The following is a 19,342-nucleotide window of genomic DNA, read 5'->3' as shown; positions in this document are numbered from 1 at the left end:
AGCTTTTTAGATCGTATTATGAATTTCTGCCACGAAATCATAGGAATCCCCAGGAAACCATGAACGCGTAAATTCAATGGGCGTGCCATCTTGCGTGACGGCGGTACGTTCAATGTAAAGCACAGCGCTAAGCTCTGGGATATCGAGCAACTGGGCTCGCTGTTCATCAATACTTATTGCTCGTAAGCGCTGGAATGCACGAACAGGGCGGCAGCCTTGTTGCTCTAATAAATCGTACAGTGACCCTTCCATCGCAAAAGGGTTAAGAATGTAATTGCTTGGAATCGTTGCTAACTCAAGTGCCATGGGTTTGCCGTCGGCGTAACGCAAACGATAAAAACGCACAACCTCCTGCTCTGCAGATAATTTCAGTGCTTTGCATTCATCTTCATGGGGCATTCCCAAAGATCGATCTAGCCATTTAGACGTAATGGCTTTGCCGCGAGCTTCCATAACTTCGGTAAAGCTGCGTAAGTGGTTCAGTGGTTGCTCAACCCGTTCGCTGACAAAAGTCCCAGCACCTTGACGTTGCGTTAATACATCCTCTTTCACTAACTCGTCGATGGCACGGCGTACAGTAACCCTTGATACATCAAGATATTTAGCCAGATCACGCTCTGGTGGCAGCGTATCACCGCCAAGCACTCGACCTGCAGAAATAGACGCTAAAATGGCTTTTTTAACCTGCACATAGAGAGGAATACCTTTTGCTCTCAGTGCTTCGCCAGCGCCAAATAATTCATTAACGCGATTTTGGTTCATAGTTAGTGTCCTGAACGGGAAGGGGTTCCCGTACTTGTTATTGCTAAGGGCTAAATATTCCAGGGTTAAAGGGGAATAGTCGCAGTCGTATGGGCGTTAACCCTTTTTAACGCCTTGCCTTGATGATCAAATAAATACAAACGATTAGGTTGAATGCCAAATGTGATTTTATCACCCGCTTTGTGTTGATTATCTCCATCGACTTTAAGCACCATTTCGCCTTCCTGACCGATATCGACATACAAATAGGACAGTTCACCTAGGTGCTCTATCAAAGTAACTGTGCCTTCAACGGTATTGTGTTCGCAGTCGAGCGCAATATGTTCTGGTCGTAAGCCAAGTTGCACTATGTCACCTTTGTTTAGCGATGTCGTATCAATGCAAGCCTGAATGGCACGGCCGGATTCTAGCACAAGTTGCGTGTTTTCTGGGGCAGGTTGACTGATTTTGGCTGTTAAAAAGTTCATCTTTGGCGAACCAATAAAAGCAGCAACAAATTGGGTTTTGGGGTGGTGATATAAATCCAAAGGTGCGCCAACTTGTTCTACACGTCCCTTGTTCATGACGACGATTTTATCGCCTAATGTCATGGCTTCAACTTGGTCATGAGTCACATACACTACGGTGGCTTTTAGTTCCTGATGAAGTTTGCCAAGTTCGACACGTGTTTGAACCCGTAAGGAAGCGTCTAAGTTAGATAAAGGTTCATCAAATAAGAAGACTTTCGGGTCTCGTACAATGGCGCGGCCTATGGCGACACGCTGGCGCTGGCCACCTGACAGCTCTCGAGGTAATCGTTCCAGTAGATGATCAATCTTTAGCTTTTTTGCGGCTTCCATTACCTTGTTGTTTACAAAGTGTTTGTCTTTGCCTGAGATTTTTAAGCCAAACGCCATATTTTTGAACACATTCATGTGCGGATATAAGGCATAGGATTGGAATACCATAGCAATACCACGTTTGGCTGGTGAGCGCCCATTAACGCGCTCTTCGTCGATATATAAGTTGCCTTCGGTGATGTCTTCTAATCCAGACAGTAAACGTAATAAAGTCGATTTTCCGCAACCGGATTCGCCAATCAAAACGACAAATTCGCCGTCTTTTATATCAAGGTCGATGCCATGAAGTACGTCCACATCGCCAAAGCGCTTTTTGATATTGTTTAGTTTTACACTTGCCATGAAATAAACCTCCAACGGTCAAAGATAGAAAGTATTATTTGACCGCTCCGCTGGTTAAGCCGCGGATCAATTGTCTTGAAAAAATGGTGTATAGAATCAGCACAGGAACGATCGCCAAAGTTAACGCTGACAAAACTGAGTTCCAGTCGGTGACGTATTGCCCCACAAATTGCTGTACGCCAAGGGTAATAGTGCGAGTTTCTTCACCTGGCGCGAGTATCAGCGGGAACCATAAATCGTTCCAAATCGGAATCATGGTAAATACAGCCACGGTCGCCATTGCGGGCTTCAGTAGCGGTAAGATGACACAAAAGAAAATTTTGTATTCACTAACGGAATCGCAACGGGCAGCCTCGGTAAGCTCCTTGGGAATAGTGCGCACAAACTCTGACAAAATGTACACAGCAAGCGGTAAGCCTTGGGCTATGTACACCAGCACCAGAGCAGTGAGTGTATTCACAAGGTCCAAGCTCACCATTAGGCTTAAGATACTTACCGTACCCAATCGAATGGGGATCATGATGCCCATGGCAAACAAAAAGGTAATCAGCAAGTTGCCTTTGAATTTGTATTCCGTCAGTGCCCAAGCCGCCATAGCACCCAGTAAAAGTACTAAGCCAACCGCCAAAATTGTGACGACTAAGCTGTTCCACGAATACAAACCGAAGTCAGATCTCAGAAGTACTTGTTGGAAGCCCACCAAGGTAAAGGAGTCACTGTCTGGCAAGCCGAGTGGGTCGCGGAAGATAGCCCGACGCTCTTTGAAGGCATTGATCACAACAACAATAATTGGGAAAAGTGCAATTACGGTATAGGCCAATAAGACTGCATGTATCGTGACGCTTTTTGGGACTTGTCTTATTCCAGAGGCGGGCATTAGCCGATCTAATAGTTTCATCATAGCCTCCTTAAAATTGGAATCGCTGAATGCGACGTTGAATAAAGAATAGGAACAACATAACGCCCACCAAAATGATTAAGAACATCAGTGTAGCCACCGCGGCACCCATGGAAGCGCTGCCTTGTTGTAGCTGGAAACCAAAGAAGGTTCGGTAGAAGAAGGTCCCCATTAAATCCGTTGAAAAGTTAGGTCCAGCAAGAGCGCCTTTCACGGCGTATATCAATTCAAAAGCATTAAAGTTCGCCACAAACGTCAAAATCGAGACCATGGCGATGGTCGGTAAAATCAATGGTAATTTAATGTGCCAAAATGTTTGGAATGAATTGGCGCCATCTACCACGCTGGCATCGACAATATCATCAGGAATATTCAACAAGGTGGCGTAGATCAACATCATCGGAATACCGACAAACTGCCAGACGGAGATAAAGGCTAAAGTAATTAGCGCGCTGCCTTCTTTGCCAAGCCATGCATCGAAGTATTGGCCAAGGCCAATATTATAAAGAAAGTCTTCTGAAATGCCCCAGATAGGGCTTAATAACAACTGCCAAACAAAGCCGATGATAACCACAGATAACATGGTTGGCATAAAAATGAGTGTTCGATAAGTGCCAGAGAGACGTAATTTTGGTGTGCTTAATAATACCGCCAGAAGCAGACCTATCGGATTTTGTACAAGCATATGGATCGCAAAAAATTTAAAGTTATTGCCGAGTGCATTCCAGAAAGCTTGTGACCAAGTATCGTCCGTTATCAAGGTGATAAAGTTTTGCAAACCGACAAAGTTGCTTTGTCCTTGTTGCTCGTTGTACAGGCTTAATACCAGTGTATCGAGCAAGGGGTAAACACTGAAAACAACGTAAATCAGCAATCCTGGCCCAAGGAAAAACACCAAGTGCCATGGGAAAGGTTTCTTTTCGTCATGTTGGTTGGATGGCGTCATAGTTCATCTCAAAAGGTTATTAATCTTAACCCCTTCCCGGCCTCCCTTAGCAAGGGGAGGAGCAGGCTAGTTTTATTCCCTCCCCTTTATCTTCAAGGGGAGGGCTAGGGTTTCACTTATTGCTGAGGTTTGTACCATTGCTCCAAACCGTCCTGTGTTTCTTTGGCGGCTGCTTCTGGTGTCATGGTGCCATTGATAACCTGAGCACTAACATTCCATAGTTGGTTTTCTAAGTTTGGCGTACCACGAGATAGGATTTGATAAGAGTTACGAATGGTCGACTCGCACTGCTGACGCCAGCTCATAAACTCTTGTGCAACAGGGTCTTTGATGTCGATTTGGTGATTAGACAATGGGAAGAAGCCTGGTACCGCATTCGCATAAAGTGTGGCGAATTCTTTGCTAGCCATCCAATTTAAGAAGACTTTAGCGGCTTCTTTATTCGTCGAGTTCGCATTAATGCCAATCCCCATATCGGTATGATCACTGATGTAACAAGTGTCTCCTGATTTCGCCACAGGTGGTGGGAAGGCGCCAAATTCAAAATCCGCCTGATTGTTAAATGTCTGAATGTCCCAAGAGCCCGCTGGGTAAATGGCTGCCCGGCCTAAAGTAAATAGGTTTTGTGAATCAGAATATTTTTGCGCTTCAAAACCTCTGCCCAGATACGGTTTCCACTCGGAAAGTTCTTTCCAAGTGTCCACATAGGCTTTGTCAGTTAACTTTGCTTCGCCTGTTAATAGTGCCTTACGACCTTTTTCGCCTTTCCAATAGTTCGGGCCAATGTTCTGGAACCCCATTGTGGCTGCTTCCCATTGGTCAGCAGTACCCATAGCTAGCGGAATGTAACGGCTTTCAGTCTTGATGGTTTCTAGAGTGCTAAAGAATTCATCGCGTGTTTTGGGAATCGATAAATTGAGCTCTTCAAATATTTCTTTGTTATAAACAAAACCATGTAAAACAGAAGCAACAGGCATACAGAATTGGTCTTTACCATCATCTGTTACCCAAGCACTTTTCGCTACATCGGAGAATTGTTTTAAACCTTCTAAATCATTTAAGTTGGCTAGGTAACCATCTTTATAAAGGTCGAGAGCGGTATCGAATGGACGGCAAGTGATTAAGTCACCTGCAGAACCTGCTTTTAATTTTGCTTGCAGTGCCGAGTTGTATTCAGTTGGAGGGGTTGGTGCGAAGTTAACTTTTGTGTCTGGGTGGCTTTTGTTGAAGGCTGGAATAATAACATCTGACCAGATGTTAGCATCGTCACTACGCCAACTTTCAATAGATAAACCATCTGCCGCTTGCGCGATACCAGTACTGCTAAGCAGTATCGCCGCTAGGCAAGTGAGCTTTGTAACCGTTTTTGCTTCCGGTTTTTTGTGAAGTAAAGCGGAACGAACATTTAACATGAGTACTCTCCGATTGTGTTTTCCAATTGTGATGTGGTTGCTTTTTTATTAGTCTCTAAAGTCTTATTGGTATCTTTTAGGTATTTATTTTTTTAAAAATTAGCACCAATTATTCGTTCAGGCAAATAAATATGACAGAATTGTGGAAAGTAATTTGATCTTGCGTTTTAATTGGTCTTATATTGGTTTGTTTTCGTGGCTGAAAAGAGGGTTCTTATGCAAGTCATCATTCTTCCATCCGCTCATGATGTGGCCTTGTTCGCGGCTGATCGTGTCGTTGATGTGATTAATACCAAAACGAATCCTGTTTTAGGGTTAGCGACTGGGTCTACACCCATTGCTTTGTACAAAGAGCTGGTGGCGCGTTATCAATCCAGGCAAGTATCGTTCCGGCACACCATCAGCTTTAATTTGGATGAATATATTGGTATTGCCGATTCTCATCAGCAGAGCTATCGCACCTTTATGAATCAACACCTGTTTGAATCGATTGATATTGTCGCAACGAATACATATGTTCCATTGGCCGAGAGCCAAAATGCAGACACCTTAAAGAAAAGTGCGCAAGATTATGAAGTGAGTATTCAGCAAGCGGGTGGGATTGATTTACAGATTTTGGGCATTGGTTTAAATGGTCATATTGGCTTTAATGAGCCTACTTCTAGTTTTGCTTCGCGCACGCGCATCAAAACCTTGTCTGAATCGACCGTTGCTGCGAATAAACGTTTTTTTAAAGAAGGCGAGTATCAGCCGCATTTAGCGCTAACCATGGGAATTGGTACTATTTTAGAAAGCAAGTCAGTGCTGTTAATGGCCACTGGTAAAGCGAAAGCAGAGGCGGTTAAAGCCATGGTTGAAGGCCCACTTTCTGCCATGTGTCCAGCGTCAGCACTGCAACTGCATGAATTGGCAACCATAGTATTAGATGAAGAAGCCGCTAGTTTGTTAACGTTAAAAGAATATTACCAATGGTGTGAACAAAAACGTCAACAATTGCACGAGGGAAGTTTGGCATGAGCGGTTTATATATTGGTGTGGACGGCGGTGGTACTTTTTGCCGTGCCCGCTTGGTTGATGGTGATGGCAATGTTTTAGGTGAAGCCGTCGGTGGCTCAGGTAATCCAAGAATCGGTATTGAGGCGGCTTGGCAGAATATTATCAACGCCTGTCTTGAAGCGTGCCATCAAGGCAATATTTCTCCCGAAGTTTATGCAAAAATTACCTTAGGTTTAGGTTTAGCGGGTGCCAATCAGCCACTGGAGCAAGAGTTGGTGATTGCTCAAAAATCACCGTTTGGGCAGCGTTACTTATTGACCGATGCGCACGCGGCTTGTTTGGGGGCCTTTAATGGCGAAGATGGCGCGTTATTGATATTGGGCACAGGCAGCTGTGGGGTTGTTTATCAAAATGAACGATTCAATATTGTTGGTGGCTGGGGTTTTCCCTTATCTGACCAAGGTAGTGGGGCGCGTATTGGTCTTGCTGCTTTAGAGTATTCACTAGCGGCTTTGGATGGAATCTCTCCATCGACACCTTTTACCGACAGCATTAATGCTGAGTTCTCTTTATCGGCAGAGGAATATGTCTTGTATCAAAACAGAGCTCCATTGCCAAAAGAATACGGTGCGTTTGCAGTTCAGGTATTTCAGTTTGCCCAGCAGAAAGACCCAATTGCCCTGAAAATTATCCAGCAACAAGTGGAGTGGGTGAGTCAATATCTAGACGCTTTGATAGCTAAAGGTGCTCAGAAGATTGTTTTAGTTGGCGGCGTCTCAGAGGCCATTTTAGAATATTTGCCAGAGCGTTTTTCGCCTTACTTTTGTCAGCCAAAGGGTGATGCCATGGCGGGTGCCATTTTGATGGCTAAAGCTCAAATAGGAAGGAAAGCAATATGATGGAACATAAGTTAACAACCTTGTTTGCCAAGCGTTTGTTCGATGGAGAGAACTGGCTCTCGAATCAAAAGGTGATCTTTAAAGGGCAAGTGATTGACTCTATTACATCTGTTGCTGATTTAGCTGTTGAGCAATCCACTGAAAATACAGACGTGGTTGATATTCTGGCGCCAGGGTTTATTGATGTGCATGTCAATGGCGGCGGCGGCGCCTTGTTTAACCATACGCCGACTATTAAAGCATTAGAGCGCATGGTGGCTGTGCATGCTCAATTTGGTACTGTGGCTATGATGCCGACATTAATCTCTGATGATTACGAGATCATGTCGCAAGCACATCAAGCGGTTTGCCAAGCTCTTAAGCAAAATATGGCGGGTATTTTGGGGATGCATTATGAAGGTCCTTACCTTAATCCCATTCGTAAAGGTGTTCATAATGAATCTAAGCTGCGCAAACCCACAGAAGGTAAACTTGCCACGTTATTAGAAGTGAGTCGAAGTGGAAAGCTCATGGTGACATTGGCACCAGAGCAAGTGCCAGAAGGTTTTATTGAATGGTTGGTTTCTGAAGGGGCTATCGTTTGTGTTGGGCATTCTGCAGCGAGTTATGATCAAGCAAGACAAGCGGTGATGAGTGGTGCCCGCGGCTTCACCCATTTGTTTAATGCCATGACGCCTTTAATTAGCCGTGAGCCTGGTGTGGTTGGTGCGGCATTGCAAACCGACATCCCAACTTGGTGCGGTTTAATTGCCGATGGGCATCATGTTCATCCTGCGAGTATGCGAGTGGCTATTGCCGCAAAAGGTTGTGAACACATGCTTTTAGTAACCGATGCTATTCAGAGTGTGGGATCCGATGAAAAAGAAATGCCATTTTTAGGCAAAAAAGTATTGCGCAGTGAAGGCAAAGTCACCACCGAAGATGGTACGTTAGCGGGCTCCGATTTAGATATGGCAACCGCTGTACGTAATGCCGTTAACCTAATAGGCCTGTCACCAACGGAAGCCTTGCAAATGGCGTCCTTAAGGCCTGCTGAGTTTTTAGGGATAGCTGGTGATTTTGGTCGTATTAAAGCGGGATACCGAGCGAGTCTTGTCGGTCTAAGCGAAGATTATTTTGTCAAATCAACATGGATTGATGGGCAAAAGGTGTGGGGGTAGGTAGTAACTTATTTTAATTAAGTTGGAATAAAGCTATCTATCCAAAGTTAATCTCTATAGTATGGCGGCACAAGCTAGAAAGAAGTCTAAAATTATTAACTCTGCAATACGTTGTTTTATTCATAAAATCCTCGTCCTGAAAGTTTCTAAGTACAAGTCTATTTTTTTTGCAAAACCGGCCCCTAAAGGGCTATTTAAAACTCAGGTGATTATTTATGTCTAATACAGTGAAAGGAACCGTTAAGTGGTTCAACGAAACGAAAGGTTTTGGTTTTATCGAGCAAGAGTCTGGCCCAGATGTGTTCGCACATTTCAGCGCTATTGTAAGCGATGGATTCAAAACTTTGGCTGAAGGCCAACAAGTAGAATTCGTTGTGACTGCTGGCCAAAAAGGTCCTCAAGCAGAAAATATTACAGTACGTTAATTAGCTACTAAGAATATTTAAAAAAGGGGTAAGTTCTTCGGAGCTTACCCTTTTTTGTGTTTGAAAAATCACGCCTTCTTACGGAAGCGCGAGTACCAATTCGTTGCGCTCTTTACCTATCTAATTGAAACTTTCCTTTAGGTTTTTACGTATTTATATGTATCTGTTGCTTTGTAGTCATATTGCAACAACCTAAGACTAATAAGGAAAGATGCTATGAATCGTCGAAACTTTCTCGTAACAACTGCTTGTGTTATCGGTGGTGCTCATTCGTTCAGTGCGCCTGTCATGGCTGCCAGTTCAACCTCTGATGAAGATTTTGAGGTGGTACTCAGTAAGAAGCAGTGGCAAGCAAAGCTAAGTGATTTTGAATATCAGGTAATGAGAGAAGAAAAAACGGAGCGTGCTGGTAGTAGTCCTTTACTGGGTGAAAAGCGAGAGGGAACCTATCACTGCAAGGGCTGTGATCTTCCTCTTTATCCCAGTAAGACTAAATATGAGAGCGGCACAGGCTGGCCAAGTTTCTATGATAGTTTGCCAAATGCGATAGGAACAAAAGAAGACAATGGTTTCTTTATGAAGCGTACAGAAGTTCATTGCCGTCGATGCGGTAGTCATTTGGGGCATATTTTTGATGATGGCCCGCAACCAACAGGATTACGCCATTGCTTAAATGGTATTTCTTTAGTTTTTAAGCCCGCGTAAATACGATTTCTAAATTATTTTGAAAAAAAATGAAACCTTTTTAAATTTGCTACGTATCTCTTTATAACCATGGCGAATTGTTATGGACAAACAAACTGGAGAATAACAATGAAATTACTAAGTCTTGTTTCCGCTGCAACAATTGTGACGCTTGCTGGCTGCTCTGCTGGTGGCATGAAAACGACTGATGAAAATACAAACCCAATGGTGGGCGGCGCGCCAATGTATGCGAGCAAAAACATCATTGAAAATGCGGTTAATTCTAAAGACCACACGACATTAGTGGCAGCTGTTAAAGCCGCAGGTTTGGTTGAAACACTTCAAGGTCCAGGTCCTTTTACTGTCTTTGCGCCAACCAATGCGGCGTTTGATAAATTACCAGAGGGTGCTGTAGCCGGTTTGTTGAAACCAGAGAATAAAGCCGCCCTAACTAAAGTGTTAGCGTGTCATGTGGTAAAAGCGGATGCTTTGTCTGGCGCTATCAAAACCATGATTGATGATGACATGGGCAAACACCCAGTGCCTACCATTGGCGGCTGTACATTAATGGCTACTTATATGGGTGATAAAATCATGCTGGAAGATGAAAACGGCCGTGTTGCTCACGTAACTATTGCTGACGTTAAACAATCTAACGGTGTGATCCATGTAATTGATACTGTGCTTTTGCCTAAGCAATAAGCCAGTACCAAAACACAGATTTAGCCCAAAAGCCGGTATTTAACTAATAAGGTTGGCAGGCTAAACGATGAAACCAGTATCTTTACCCCTTTAGATGCTGGTTTCTTCGTTTCTTAAGGTCAAAACTTCATAACCTGTTTCTGTGACCAAGATGGTATGTTCCCACTGTGCGGAAAGCTTTTTGTCAGCGGTAACGACGGTCCAGCCATCTTTTTTCGTCTTAGTTTTGGCTTTCCCTTGGTTGATCATGGGTTCGATAGTAAAAGTCATGCCTGCTTCCAGTGTCATTCCTGTTCCTGCTTTGCCGAAATGCAGAACTTGTGGTTCTTCGTGCATTTCTCGACCAATGCCATGACCACAGTATTCTTTGACCACTGAATAGCCTTTGCTTTCAGCTAAGGTTTGGATGGCTGCGCCGATGTCGCCTAGCGTGGCCCCCGGTTTTACTTTTTTAATCCCAGCCCACATGGCGTCATAAGTCGTTTTGACTAAACGTTTGGCAATAGGATTGGCCTCGCTCATGACATACATTTTGCTGGAATCTGCGATAAAGCCGTTCTTTTCTAGGGTAATGTCTAGATTGATGATGTCTTTTGCTTTGAGTTTATGGCTGTCGTTTGGCACACCATGACAAACGACTTCATTTATTGAAGAGTTTAAGGAAAAGCCATAATCGTATTGTCCAAGGCTTGCCGGCCTGGCGCTCAGTTCATTGCGAATGAAGTCTTCTACTTTATCGTTGATTTCTAAAGTCGATACGCCTTCTTTGACGAAGTCATCGAGCATATGAAATACGCTGGCCAGTAGCTTGCCAGACTCACGCATGAGTTCGATTTCTGTTGCTGTTTTAATATGAACTTGCATGCTACTTCACAGCTTTGAGTGGCGTTTCAGCATTTGCGCTGGCGAGTTCATTGGCGATCAACTCGGAAAAAGTGAGGCCTGGGTTTAGCTCGGCTAAACGTCCCATTTTTATCCAGAATTCGGCCTGTGCATTGATTGAGCGAGACATGACGTGGCTGCTTTTGCGAATGTCGTCATGGAGGTCGTCGGAAATTTTAATAATACCCATAAGATATGATCCATATATAAATTGTATACGGATCATATATTCATGATTTGATCTTTTCAAGTGCGAATTATAAATGCGCTTTTAGTGAAACAGGTCTTTTATCAGCTTAATGCCTGCTTCTTGTCCGCCTTGGTTGTACGCATCTAAAAGTGCAGAGCCAAGAATCGCGATGTCGGCTTTGCCAATCAGTTGTTCTATTTGCGCACGTTCACGCAGGCCAAAACCGACGCCCATTGGTGCGCTGGCGTGTTGTTTGATTTGTGCTAAATAGTCATCAAGTGATGTCTGCTTGGCTTTGCCTTCATGGCTAGAGTGACCTGTTACACCAGAACGCGCGACGCAATATAAGAAACCGCTGGCTTGACTGGCTAGCATAGCTAATCTCTCTGGTGGCGTCACTGGTGTGACCAACCAAACTGGATCGATGTGATTGGTTTTACAAGCGGCTTGATAGGTTGCTGCTTGTTCAATTGGCAAGTCCGGTAGGATCAAGCCTAGAATGTTTTCTTCCGCCGCACGTTTGGCGAGCTTGTCTAAACCAAAGCGGTACATCGGGTTTAGGTAGCTCATCAACACAATGCGGCTGTCTGGGAAATTCTTTGCTAGCTTACCAAGTTGCGACAGGCAAGTGTCTACATTCAGATCTTGCTCTAATGCTTTATGGCAAGCCGCCACAATGCTTGGACCGTCTGCTACTGGATCGGAAAAAGGAAATTGCACTTCGATAAAGTCGACACCTTCCTGCATTAATCTTTCCATCCAGCTTAAGCTTTCCTCAACACTTGGGTAGCCATACACCACATGAGTCATGGATAGAATGGTTTTTTGTTGGCGCTTTTCTTCAATAAAGGTCGCTAACTGGCTCATGCTTTTTGCTCCTCATTGTCGGCGTGGTTGGTTGGGTAGGCCGCAAGGTAATCGGTTAAAAACTGCGGGAAGGTTTCGTCTTGTACCGCTTTCGCTACGTTAAAGATGTCTTTGTCGCCACGACCTGAGAGGTTAATGACAATTTTTGAATCTTTTGGCAAGTTCGGTGCGTCTTTAAACGCACCTGCCAAGGCATGAGACGATTCTAAAGCAGGGATAATACCTTCTTTTTTCAGTAATAATGTACAAGCAGCGATTACGTCATCGTCCATTGCATAAGTCATTTTCAATCGGCCTGTTTCGGCAAGGTGAGCAATGATTGGGGAAACACCAACGTAATCTAAGCCTGCGGCAATCGAGTGAGTTTCTTGCAGCTGTCCTGCGTTATCTTGCAAGAACATGGTTGCAAAGCCTTGGGCAATACCTGGCTGACCAAGGTTATGAGAAAGGCGAATAGAGTGCTCGCCAAGTTCTAAGCCTTTGCCGCCCGCTTCAACACCAACCATTTCCACATCTTTGTCATCGAGGAAAGGTAAGAATAGGCCACAAGCATTCGAACCACCGCCAACACAAGCGTATAAACGATCCGGGAATTGACCGAATTGCGCCACACTTTGCTCACGTACTTCATTGCCAATAACAGATTGGAAGAACGCCACCATTTCAGGGAAAGGCGCGCAACCACAGGATGTGCCGATTAAATAATGGCTTTCTTCGTGGCTGGAAGACCAATCGCGTAGTGCTTCATCCAGTGCATCTCGCAAAGTTTGTGCGCCAGTGGTAACCGGTACAACAGTTGCGCCTAATTGTTTCATCCAGAACACATTTGGGTACTGGCGTTCGATGTCCTTTGCGCCCATGTAAATAGTGCACTCAAGGCCTAAACGCGCTGCAACAAGAGCGGTGGCGATGCCGTGTTGTCCCGCGCCTGTTTCGGCAATCACGCGTTTTTTACCCATGCGTTTGACCAATAACCCTTGGCCAATCACGTTGTTCATTTTGTGTGCGCCACTGTGATTTAAATCTTCACGCTTAAGGTAAATTTGTGCGCCGCCAAAGTGCTCGGTTAAATTTGCACAAAACGTCAGAGGTGTAGGGCGGCCAGAAAACTGCTGCCATTGTTTATTAAGCTCAGCGAGAAACTCTGGATCGTTTTTGGCTTCTTCGAACGCATGTAAAATTTGCTGTTGGCTCGAATAAAGGATTTCAGGAATATAGCTACCGCCGTATTGCCCGTAGAAACCGTTCTCGCTTTGCATGACTTGCTCCTAAATAACTATTTATTTAACTATACCGTTTAGTTAATTTAATACGGCATTGATTAGCCGTCAAGTGTATTTTTCTTGAGCGATTGTCGTTTTGTGTTTTTGATAGAACCTTTGATCTTTATCATTCGTTCTAAGAGTTTCACAAGTTACGAGTTAATGCTCAATTTACTGCTACAATTTGAGTGAGCCAATTTTTTATAACAGGACGCCTTATGATTAAGCCTGACATCCCAAAAAATGAAGCTGAGCGATTGCACGCATTAAGAGCATTGCGAATTCTTGACACCTCTCACGAAGAAAGATTTGATCGCATCACTCGGATGGCTAAGCGAATGTTTAATGTTTCTATCTCGTTGATTAGCCTGATAGATGAAAGCCGCCAATGGTTTAAATCACGACAAGGGCTTGAGGTGATTGAAACACCGCGTGATGTTTCATTTTGTGGTCATGCTATTCATCAGGATGGTTTGTTTATCATTACCGATGCGTCAATTGACGAACGATTTTTTGATAACCCACTTGTTACCGATGCGCCGAATATTCGTTTTTATGCAGGCTACCCTTTGAAACTTCGCCAAGGAATTAATATCGGCACTTTGTGTATCATAGATAGCAAGCCAAGGATATTTGATGAAGAAGATCAGTTATTACTGAAAGACTTAGGCACGATCATTGAGCAGGAAATTCAATCGATTCAGCTTGCGACCTTGGATGAATTGACATTGATATCGAATCGACGTGGCTTTATGACCATGGTCAATCATATGCTCAAAGTGTGTCAGCGCGATAAAAAAGCGATGTCTTTTGTTGTCTTTGACCTTAATAAGTTTAAAGCGATAAATGATAACTATGGACACCATGAAGGTGATTTTGTATTGGCTAAATTCGCTCAGATAATGCTTGAGTCATTTAGTGAATACGATGTGATCGGTCGGTTGGGTGGTGATGAATTTGTTGCTATGTTGAGTGACCGTACAGATGAAGAGATTAGTATCTTTTTAGAGCATTTTGCGGCATGTGTCGATGAAGTGAATGATAGTTTGAAAAAGCCTTATAGGATTCAATACAGCGCAGGTGTTACGCATTTCCCGTATGATACAGACAAATCGATCGAAGAGATGATTCAATGCGCCGATGCCGTCATGTATCAACAGAAGAAAAATAGGTAGCGTCCCTTTCATTTCTATAATTTGTTATTATCCGCTTATGTTGCTTTTTTAGAAATAGAAAGTACCGACACATCAATGGGTTAGAATTCCGTTAGATGAAATAACACTTGTTAAGAGGCTGTAATGGCAAGAGGAAGACCCAGTAAGAAAGCGCATATTGTAAAATCTGCACGCGGATTATTTACTCAGCAGGGGTATCAAAGCACCAGTATTGATCAAGTTGTGGCGACAGCAGGCGTGTCAAAGCCGACTGTGTACAGCAACTTTCCCACTAAGTTAGTGTTATGGGAAGCTGTATTTGCTGAACTGATTGAGGAATCTCAGTATGAAATGCAGGCGGTATTGGATGGGCTTAATACCCATGCTAAACAAGACTTCTTTACTGGTTGGGTGAAGCTGTGGGAGACGTGGCTGGGTTTGCCTGAGCGTGTAAGAGTTTACCGTATTTTATTGGGCGAACAGCACAAGATGATGGCTTCGACTCTTTTGATGTTTGATGAATTTGAAGGCGTATTGGACTCGGCTTTGTTGGCTTGGTTGGGGCATTTTTCGATGTCACCAAATACATTATTTATACTAAAGGCTGTTACGAAAGAAGCGATATTAACACCTGTTTTGATGAATCGAGCTTCAATGAGTGCAACGGAATTAAAACGCCAACTTGATCCGCTACTTGTGTTGTAACAGCTGTCATCAGTTTTAAAAAAGGTCAGATAACAAATTTATCTGACCTTTTTATGTTTAAGCTTCTGTTACTTGCGCATGACCATCTTCAACTCTGAATAAGAGGAAAACGGCAAGCAATCCAAGAATCGAAAAGCCGCCTGAAATTGGCATTAGAGTGTTGTTGTACATTTGACCAATGATGGTACCAATGCCCATTGCCATGATTGAAGATACTGAGCCTATAACGGCGGAAGCAATGCCTGCTACATGCCCCATAGGTTCCATGGCAAGGGAGTTCAAGTTGCCGAATAACAGGCCAAAGCAGAAGAACAGAACTGCTGCATAGATCAGGAACATCCACAGTGAAATACTGACAAAGCTGTGTAGTGCAAAGAAAAGCATAGAAGCCACAACAACTAAGCATGTTGCTCTAAATGCAATGTATTTGGCACCAAACTTTTCAACAATCCGAGAGTTTACCAAAGAAGAAAAACCCAGTACGAGAGCCAGTAAGCCAAAATAAAGAGCGAATAATTCACCCGTTTTGAATTGCACTTGGAAAATCTGCTGAGACGAATTCAAATAGCCCATGAAGCTACCAAACATGAGTCCCATGCAAACAGTGTAACTGGCAGTCGCTTTGTTGGTGATGACTTCTTTAAAGCCTTCTACAAAGCCTTTTTTAGAAAATGGAATGCGATGTGCTTTGGGTAATGTCTCTTTAAGACGCAGGCCGATCCAGACGATCAGGATGGCTGCATAGACTAGATACATTTCAAAAATGCCGCGCCAATCGGACACCAATAAAATAGCTTGCCCCAATGTAGGTGCAATGGCAGGTACCAATACGAAGATCATCATCACCAAAGACATGATGCGCGCCATTTTGTCGCCATGGTACAAATCGCGCACTAATGAAATGGCTGAAATATAGGGGCCAGCAACGCCTAAACCTTGTATGAATCGGCCTAACATCAACACTTCTAAGCTATCAGCTTGATAGCACACGACCGTACCAACCAAATACATAGCGAAACCACCAAACAAAATGGGGCGTCGGCCTGACGAATCAGAAAGTGGTCCGCAAATCAGCTGACCCAAAGCCAAACCTAGGAACAGCATGCTAATAAGCAGTTGAGGCTGGTTTTCCGTTACCGCACCCAGTTCGTTGCCAATAATACCAAGAGCAGGCAAAAGAGCATCAATAGAAATGGCGGTGATCGACATTAAAGTGGCGACAAGAAGGGTGAATTCTTTTGACCCCATGCCCGCAGAGGATGTGTTGTTGTGTGCGTTTTCCATAGTTTTCCTAGCTAAATGGTTTGAGAGCGAGTCCAGTGCTAACGCTCTTTTTTAGAAGATCTATTATAACTTTTTATAGTGACGAAAAATTGACTATTTCAACATTAATCGAGGAAAAATTATTGCATTTTTACTTTATGGGAAAGGCTACTTTTATTTGCTCCCTCAAATATTTTATGTACTAAACTTGCAAAGGCTGGTTAATGCTTATAGCTGGCTTGATTGAATGGTTAATAATTCTAAGGATTGAATATGAAGAATAAAACTCAGTTATCATTATTTTCTACTGGGACTGTCGCTTTTTTGCTGACTGGTTTTTCCCTTACCTGGTCACCAGAAGCTGAGGCTTGTGGGCCGGAATCGTATATAGGTGAGGTGTGCCTTACTGCTGCAAATTTTTGCCCTGAAAGGACAGTGGAAGCCAATGGGGCGCTTATGGATATTGCAAGAAATACCACCTTATTCTCATTGCTTAGCTGCCAGTATGGGGGGGATTGTCGTACGACTTTCGCACTGCCTGATTTACGAGGAAGGGCACCAGTTCATTATGGTACTCCTCCAGGTGGCGCCAATCGTCCGTGGGGAATGTATTATGGTTATCAAAGTATCGTGCAAAGTGCGTCTCAATTAGCGGAACATAGCCATACCGCGGTAGTTGGACCAAGTGGTGGACAGAGTGAGGTTTATGCTTCTGGTGTTGTCAGCTTACCTGTTACCGCATCAGCGAAAATAGCGACGTCTGTTGCCGTTAATGCATCAAATACACCAGAAGATCATGCCGTGCTCGGTCCTACTGGGTCGCCTTTAGCGAAAGCATACAGTGAGCCTGGAACGGTAGCGGATCTGACCATAGGATCAGAGGGCGCAGTAACAGGGGCTGCGACGGGACTTGTAAAACTTCCGGTCACGGGAAGTGGCGGAATCAATGCGGTTGTCATAAAAAGTACTGGAGACAGTGCACCTATGCCTGTCGAGGGTCCTAGACTGGCAATGCATTATTGTATTGTAGTTGATGGGATCTACCCGCCAAGAGGGTGAGAATAAAAAGGGATGTTCCACCGGAGCGTATTCAGGTGATCATCCCAGTTCACATTTCTTTCTATCATTTTTTCTGATGAGTAACAATTTTTGGTAGGGTAAAAATATGCATAAAAAAGAGATTTTTTTGTTTGATATGTGCAAAGAATATTTTATAGTTGCGCTTTAAAAGGTCCGTCAAATTGTTATTTGATTTTAATATGGATGTTAAAATTTTATGTTCACTCTAAATGTTCTTCCTCCCCGTGAATGTACTTTTCAATCTCTGATTTTATTCTCTTCTAAGGAGTTTTTATGTCTTCTCGACTAATGTTGGGTCGTTCCGCATTGGCTGTTTTTGTATCTTTAGCTGTTGCTGGGTGCTCGGTAGTGCCAAAGCAATTTTCTAATCAAGAAGTGATGGCGAATGCAGCGGAAAATGCGGACTTATTAACGCAAGATGTAGCTCCTATCAATGGCCCTATTGGTCTGAGCGAGGCATTTGCGCGGACCATTAAATTCAACCGCGATGCTCGGTTAAAGGCGTTTGAAGCGGTTGTTTCTCAAGGTCAGTTGGCAGTCGATCAGTTCGACATGTTACCGGATTTGGCTGTTCAAGCAGGGTATAACCGACGTAACAATTATGCCGCTTCGGCTTCCGTGTCGTTTTCTGGCGATGAGCCTGCTTCACTTGGCAGTAACCCGAGTTATTCCGTTTCGTCTGATAAAAGCACAGTCAATGCGAGTATTGGTGCAACGTGGGATATTTTAGATTTTGGCTTGTCTTATTATCGTTCTAAGCAGCAGGCAGACCGCTTTTTAATTTCCAAAGAGCGTGAACGAAAAGTCGTTCATACTATAATGGAGCAAGCTCGCAGTGCCTATTACCGCGCGGTATCTGCTGAACGCCTTTTGTCTAAAATTAATCCGCTTATCATACAAGCGCGTACCGCTTTAGCCGACTCAACTCGATTAGAAAGACTTCGTGCGCAATCGCCTATGGAAGCCTTGTCTTATCAGCGTTCCCTGTTAGAAACCCTGCGAACATTACAAGATATTCGCAAAGACCTAATGCCAGCCAAAGCCGAGTTGGCCACCTTAATGGGGTTGAACCCCGCAGCGGATTTTGAGCTTGCTGATGTAAATAACCCTGATTTTATTACACCGCGTTTGAATATTGCCATTGATGATATGGAGCGTACGGCATTAGTTCGCCGTCCAGAACTTCGTGAAGCGCAATATCAGGAGCGTATTACTCAGGAAGAGGTGCGCTCAGCCTTCCTTTCTTTGTTCCCAAGTTTGAATTTAAATGCCAGCGTTAACTACAACGATTCAGATTACCTTCGTAATAATAACTGGACATCCGCTGGTGTTGGGGTCAACTGGAATTTAATGAATGTATTCCGCTACGGCAAAATAGAGCAGCTAAACAAATTAAAAGTGGCTGCGAGTCAACAGCAAGCTCTTGCTGTGTCGATGGCGGTCATTTCACAAGTGCATATTGCGGATATTCAATTTAAAGAAGCGGGCGACAGTTATCAGTTAGCCACTCAATATTTGGATGTAGCGCAACGGATCAAAACGCAAATCGATTCTAATCGAAAAGCGCAAAGTATTGGTGACCTTACGGTGATCCGAGAAAATCTCAATGCCTTGTTAGCCGAGTTACGTCGCGATGTCGCTTATGCAGAATTGCAAAACAACTTTGGGAAGGTGCTGGTGTCTATGGGCTTAGATCCTTTGCCTGAAGGCTTTGGCGGCATGAACCTAGAGCAATTATCTGAGGCTTTTGGTCAGCTTCAAACGAAATGGCAGCAGGGTGAAGTCAGCGTTGTGAGCCAAGAAGCGATGCAGGCAGCAGTAGTTGCTCAACAAAATACGGCGTTAAAAGACTGATGCGATTGATAAGCAAAACA

20 protein-coding genes are annotated in these 19,342 nt (G+C 43.9%); 10 read left to right on the top strand and 10 right to left on the bottom strand.

The features are described 5' to 3' along the window. Nucleotides 1-6: 6 nt before the first annotated feature. The 5 genes from DFP75_RS06925 to DFP75_RS06905 all read right to left on the bottom strand — a co-directional run bounded on the left by DFP75_RS06925 (nt 7) and on the right by DFP75_RS06905 (nt 5,199). Nucleotides 7-762: a GntR family transcriptional regulator gene (locus DFP75_RS06925; protein ID WP_110573631.1), complete on the bottom strand. Its 756-nt coding sequence runs from the start codon at nt 760-762 to the stop codon at nt 7-9. Between the two features lie 65 nt (nt 763-827). Further along, nucleotides 828-1,943, bottom strand: coding sequence for an ABC transporter ATP-binding protein (locus DFP75_RS06920; protein WP_110573629.1), 1,116 nt, complete (start codon nt 1,941-1,943; stop codon nt 828-830). 34 nt (nt 1,944-1,977) lie between these two features. After that, nucleotides 1,978-2,844, bottom strand: coding sequence for a carbohydrate ABC transporter permease (locus DFP75_RS06915; RefSeq protein WP_425451217.1), 867 nt, complete (start codon nt 2,842-2,844; stop codon nt 1,978-1,980). A 7-nt stretch (nt 2,845-2,851) separates the two neighbouring features. Next, nucleotides 2,852-3,787, bottom strand: coding sequence for a carbohydrate ABC transporter permease (locus tag DFP75_RS06910; protein WP_110573625.1), 936 nt, complete (start codon nt 3,785-3,787; stop codon nt 2,852-2,854). Nucleotides 3,788-3,903: 116 nt separating this feature from the next. Next, nucleotides 3,904-5,199, bottom strand: a complete 1,296-nt coding sequence (locus DFP75_RS06905) for an ABC transporter substrate-binding protein (RefSeq protein ID WP_110573623.1) — start codon at nt 5,197-5,199, stop codon at nt 3,904-3,906. A 216-nt stretch (nt 5,200-5,415) separates the two neighbouring features. Here DFP75_RS06905 and nagB point away from each other — a divergent pair, with 216 nt between their 5' ends. The 6 genes from nagB to DFP75_RS06875 all read left to right on the top strand — a co-directional run bounded on the left by nagB (nt 5,416) and on the right by DFP75_RS06875 (nt 10,065). Then, nucleotides 5,416-6,216, top strand: a complete 801-nt coding sequence (gene nagB / locus DFP75_RS06900; RefSeq protein WP_110573621.1) for a glucosamine-6-phosphate deaminase — start codon at nt 5,416-5,418, stop codon at nt 6,214-6,216. Then, nucleotides 6,213-7,094, top strand: coding sequence for a glucosamine kinase nucleotide-binding domain-containing protein (locus tag DFP75_RS06895; RefSeq protein WP_110573619.1), 882 nt, complete (start codon nt 6,213-6,215; stop codon nt 7,092-7,094). Before nagB ends, DFP75_RS06895 begins: the two co-directional genes overlap by 4 nt. After that, nucleotides 7,091-8,254 carry an N-acetylglucosamine-6-phosphate deacetylase gene (gene nagA / locus DFP75_RS06890; protein WP_110573617.1) on the top strand — a complete coding sequence of 388 codons (1,164 nt, stop codon included), beginning with the start codon at nt 7,091-7,093 and terminating at the stop codon, nt 8,252-8,254. The genes DFP75_RS06895 and nagA overlap by 4 nt, the downstream gene beginning before the upstream one ends. 215 nt (nt 8,255-8,469) lie before the next feature. Beyond that, entirely contained in the window at nt 8,470-8,679 is a 210-nt protein-coding gene (locus DFP75_RS06885; protein WP_110573614.1) for a cold-shock protein, read from the top strand. Nucleotides 8,680-8,895: 216 nt separating this feature from the next. Then, nucleotides 8,896-9,384, top strand: coding sequence for a peptide-methionine (R)-S-oxide reductase MsrB (gene msrB / locus DFP75_RS06880; RefSeq protein ID WP_110573612.1), 489 nt, complete (start codon nt 8,896-8,898; stop codon nt 9,382-9,384). A 108-nt stretch (nt 9,385-9,492) separates the two neighbouring features. Further along, nucleotides 9,493-10,065, top strand: coding sequence for a fasciclin domain-containing protein (locus DFP75_RS06875; protein WP_110573610.1), 573 nt, complete (start codon nt 9,493-9,495; stop codon nt 10,063-10,065). Nucleotides 10,066-10,155: 90 nt separating this feature from the next. Here DFP75_RS06875 and map read toward each other — a convergent pair whose 3' ends face one another. The 4 genes from map to trpB form a co-directional block, all read right to left on the bottom strand. Continuing rightward, the gene (gene map / locus DFP75_RS06870) at nt 10,156-10,929 is read right to left on the bottom strand and encodes a type I methionyl aminopeptidase (protein WP_110573608.1); all 774 of its coding nucleotides are present in this window, start codon (nt 10,927-10,929) and stop codon (nt 10,156-10,158) included. A gap of 1 nt (nt 10,930) precedes the next feature. Further along, entirely contained in the window at nt 10,931-11,137 is a 207-nt protein-coding gene (locus tag DFP75_RS06865; RefSeq protein ID WP_110573606.1) for a ParD-like family protein, read from the bottom strand. 81 nt (nt 11,138-11,218) lie between these two features. Then, on the bottom strand, nt 11,219-12,004 hold the full coding sequence (gene trpA / locus DFP75_RS06860; protein ID WP_110573603.1) for a tryptophan synthase subunit alpha: 786 nt from the start codon (nt 12,002-12,004) through the stop codon (nt 11,219-11,221). Then, nucleotides 12,001-13,263, bottom strand: coding sequence for a tryptophan synthase subunit beta (gene trpB, locus DFP75_RS06855; RefSeq protein WP_110573601.1), 1,263 nt, complete (start codon nt 13,261-13,263; stop codon nt 12,001-12,003). The genes trpA and trpB overlap by 4 nt, the downstream gene beginning before the upstream one ends. A gap of 221 nt (nt 13,264-13,484) precedes the next feature. Here trpB and DFP75_RS06850 point away from each other — a divergent pair, with 221 nt between their 5' ends. Both DFP75_RS06850 and DFP75_RS06845 read left to right on the top strand, forming a co-directional pair. Further along, nucleotides 13,485-14,441 (top strand): GGDEF domain-containing protein, encoded by a 957-nt coding sequence (locus DFP75_RS06850; protein ID WP_110573599.1) that lies wholly within the window; start codon nt 13,485-13,487, stop codon nt 14,439-14,441. Nucleotides 14,442-14,564: 123 nt separating this feature from the next. Next, complete coding sequence (locus DFP75_RS06845; protein ID WP_110573597.1) at nt 14,565-15,125, top strand: TetR/AcrR family transcriptional regulator; 561 nt, start codon at nt 14,565-14,567, stop codon at nt 15,123-15,125. Between the two features lie 57 nt (nt 15,126-15,182). On the opposite strand, the gene DFP75_RS06840 is transcribed toward DFP75_RS06845, so the two are convergent. After that, nucleotides 15,183-16,409: a multidrug effflux MFS transporter gene (locus DFP75_RS06840; RefSeq protein WP_110573595.1), complete on the bottom strand. Its 1,227-nt coding sequence runs from the start codon at nt 16,407-16,409 to the stop codon at nt 15,183-15,185. 252 nt (nt 16,410-16,661) lie between these two features. Here DFP75_RS06840 and DFP75_RS06835 point away from each other — a divergent pair, with 252 nt between their 5' ends. Together DFP75_RS06835 and DFP75_RS06830 are read left to right on the top strand one after the other, a co-directional pair. Then, nucleotides 16,662-17,447 (top strand): phage tail protein, encoded by a 786-nt coding sequence (locus DFP75_RS06835; RefSeq protein WP_110573593.1) that lies wholly within the window; start codon nt 16,662-16,664, stop codon nt 17,445-17,447. Nucleotides 17,448-17,741: 294 nt separating this feature from the next. Continuing rightward, nucleotides 17,742-19,322, top strand: coding sequence for a TolC family protein (locus DFP75_RS06830; RefSeq protein WP_110573591.1), 1,581 nt, complete (start codon nt 17,742-17,744; stop codon nt 19,320-19,322). Nucleotides 19,323-19,342: the final 20 nt, after the last annotated feature.

Origin of the sequence: Marinomonas alcarazii (assembly GCF_003208215.1) — a bacterium.
GTDB lineage: Bacteria > Pseudomonadota > Gammaproteobacteria > Pseudomonadales > Marinomonadaceae > Marinomonas > Marinomonas alcarazii.
The sequence above is the reverse complement of the archived record's forward strand: the minus strand, read 5'-3'. Positions and strand labels throughout refer to the sequence as shown.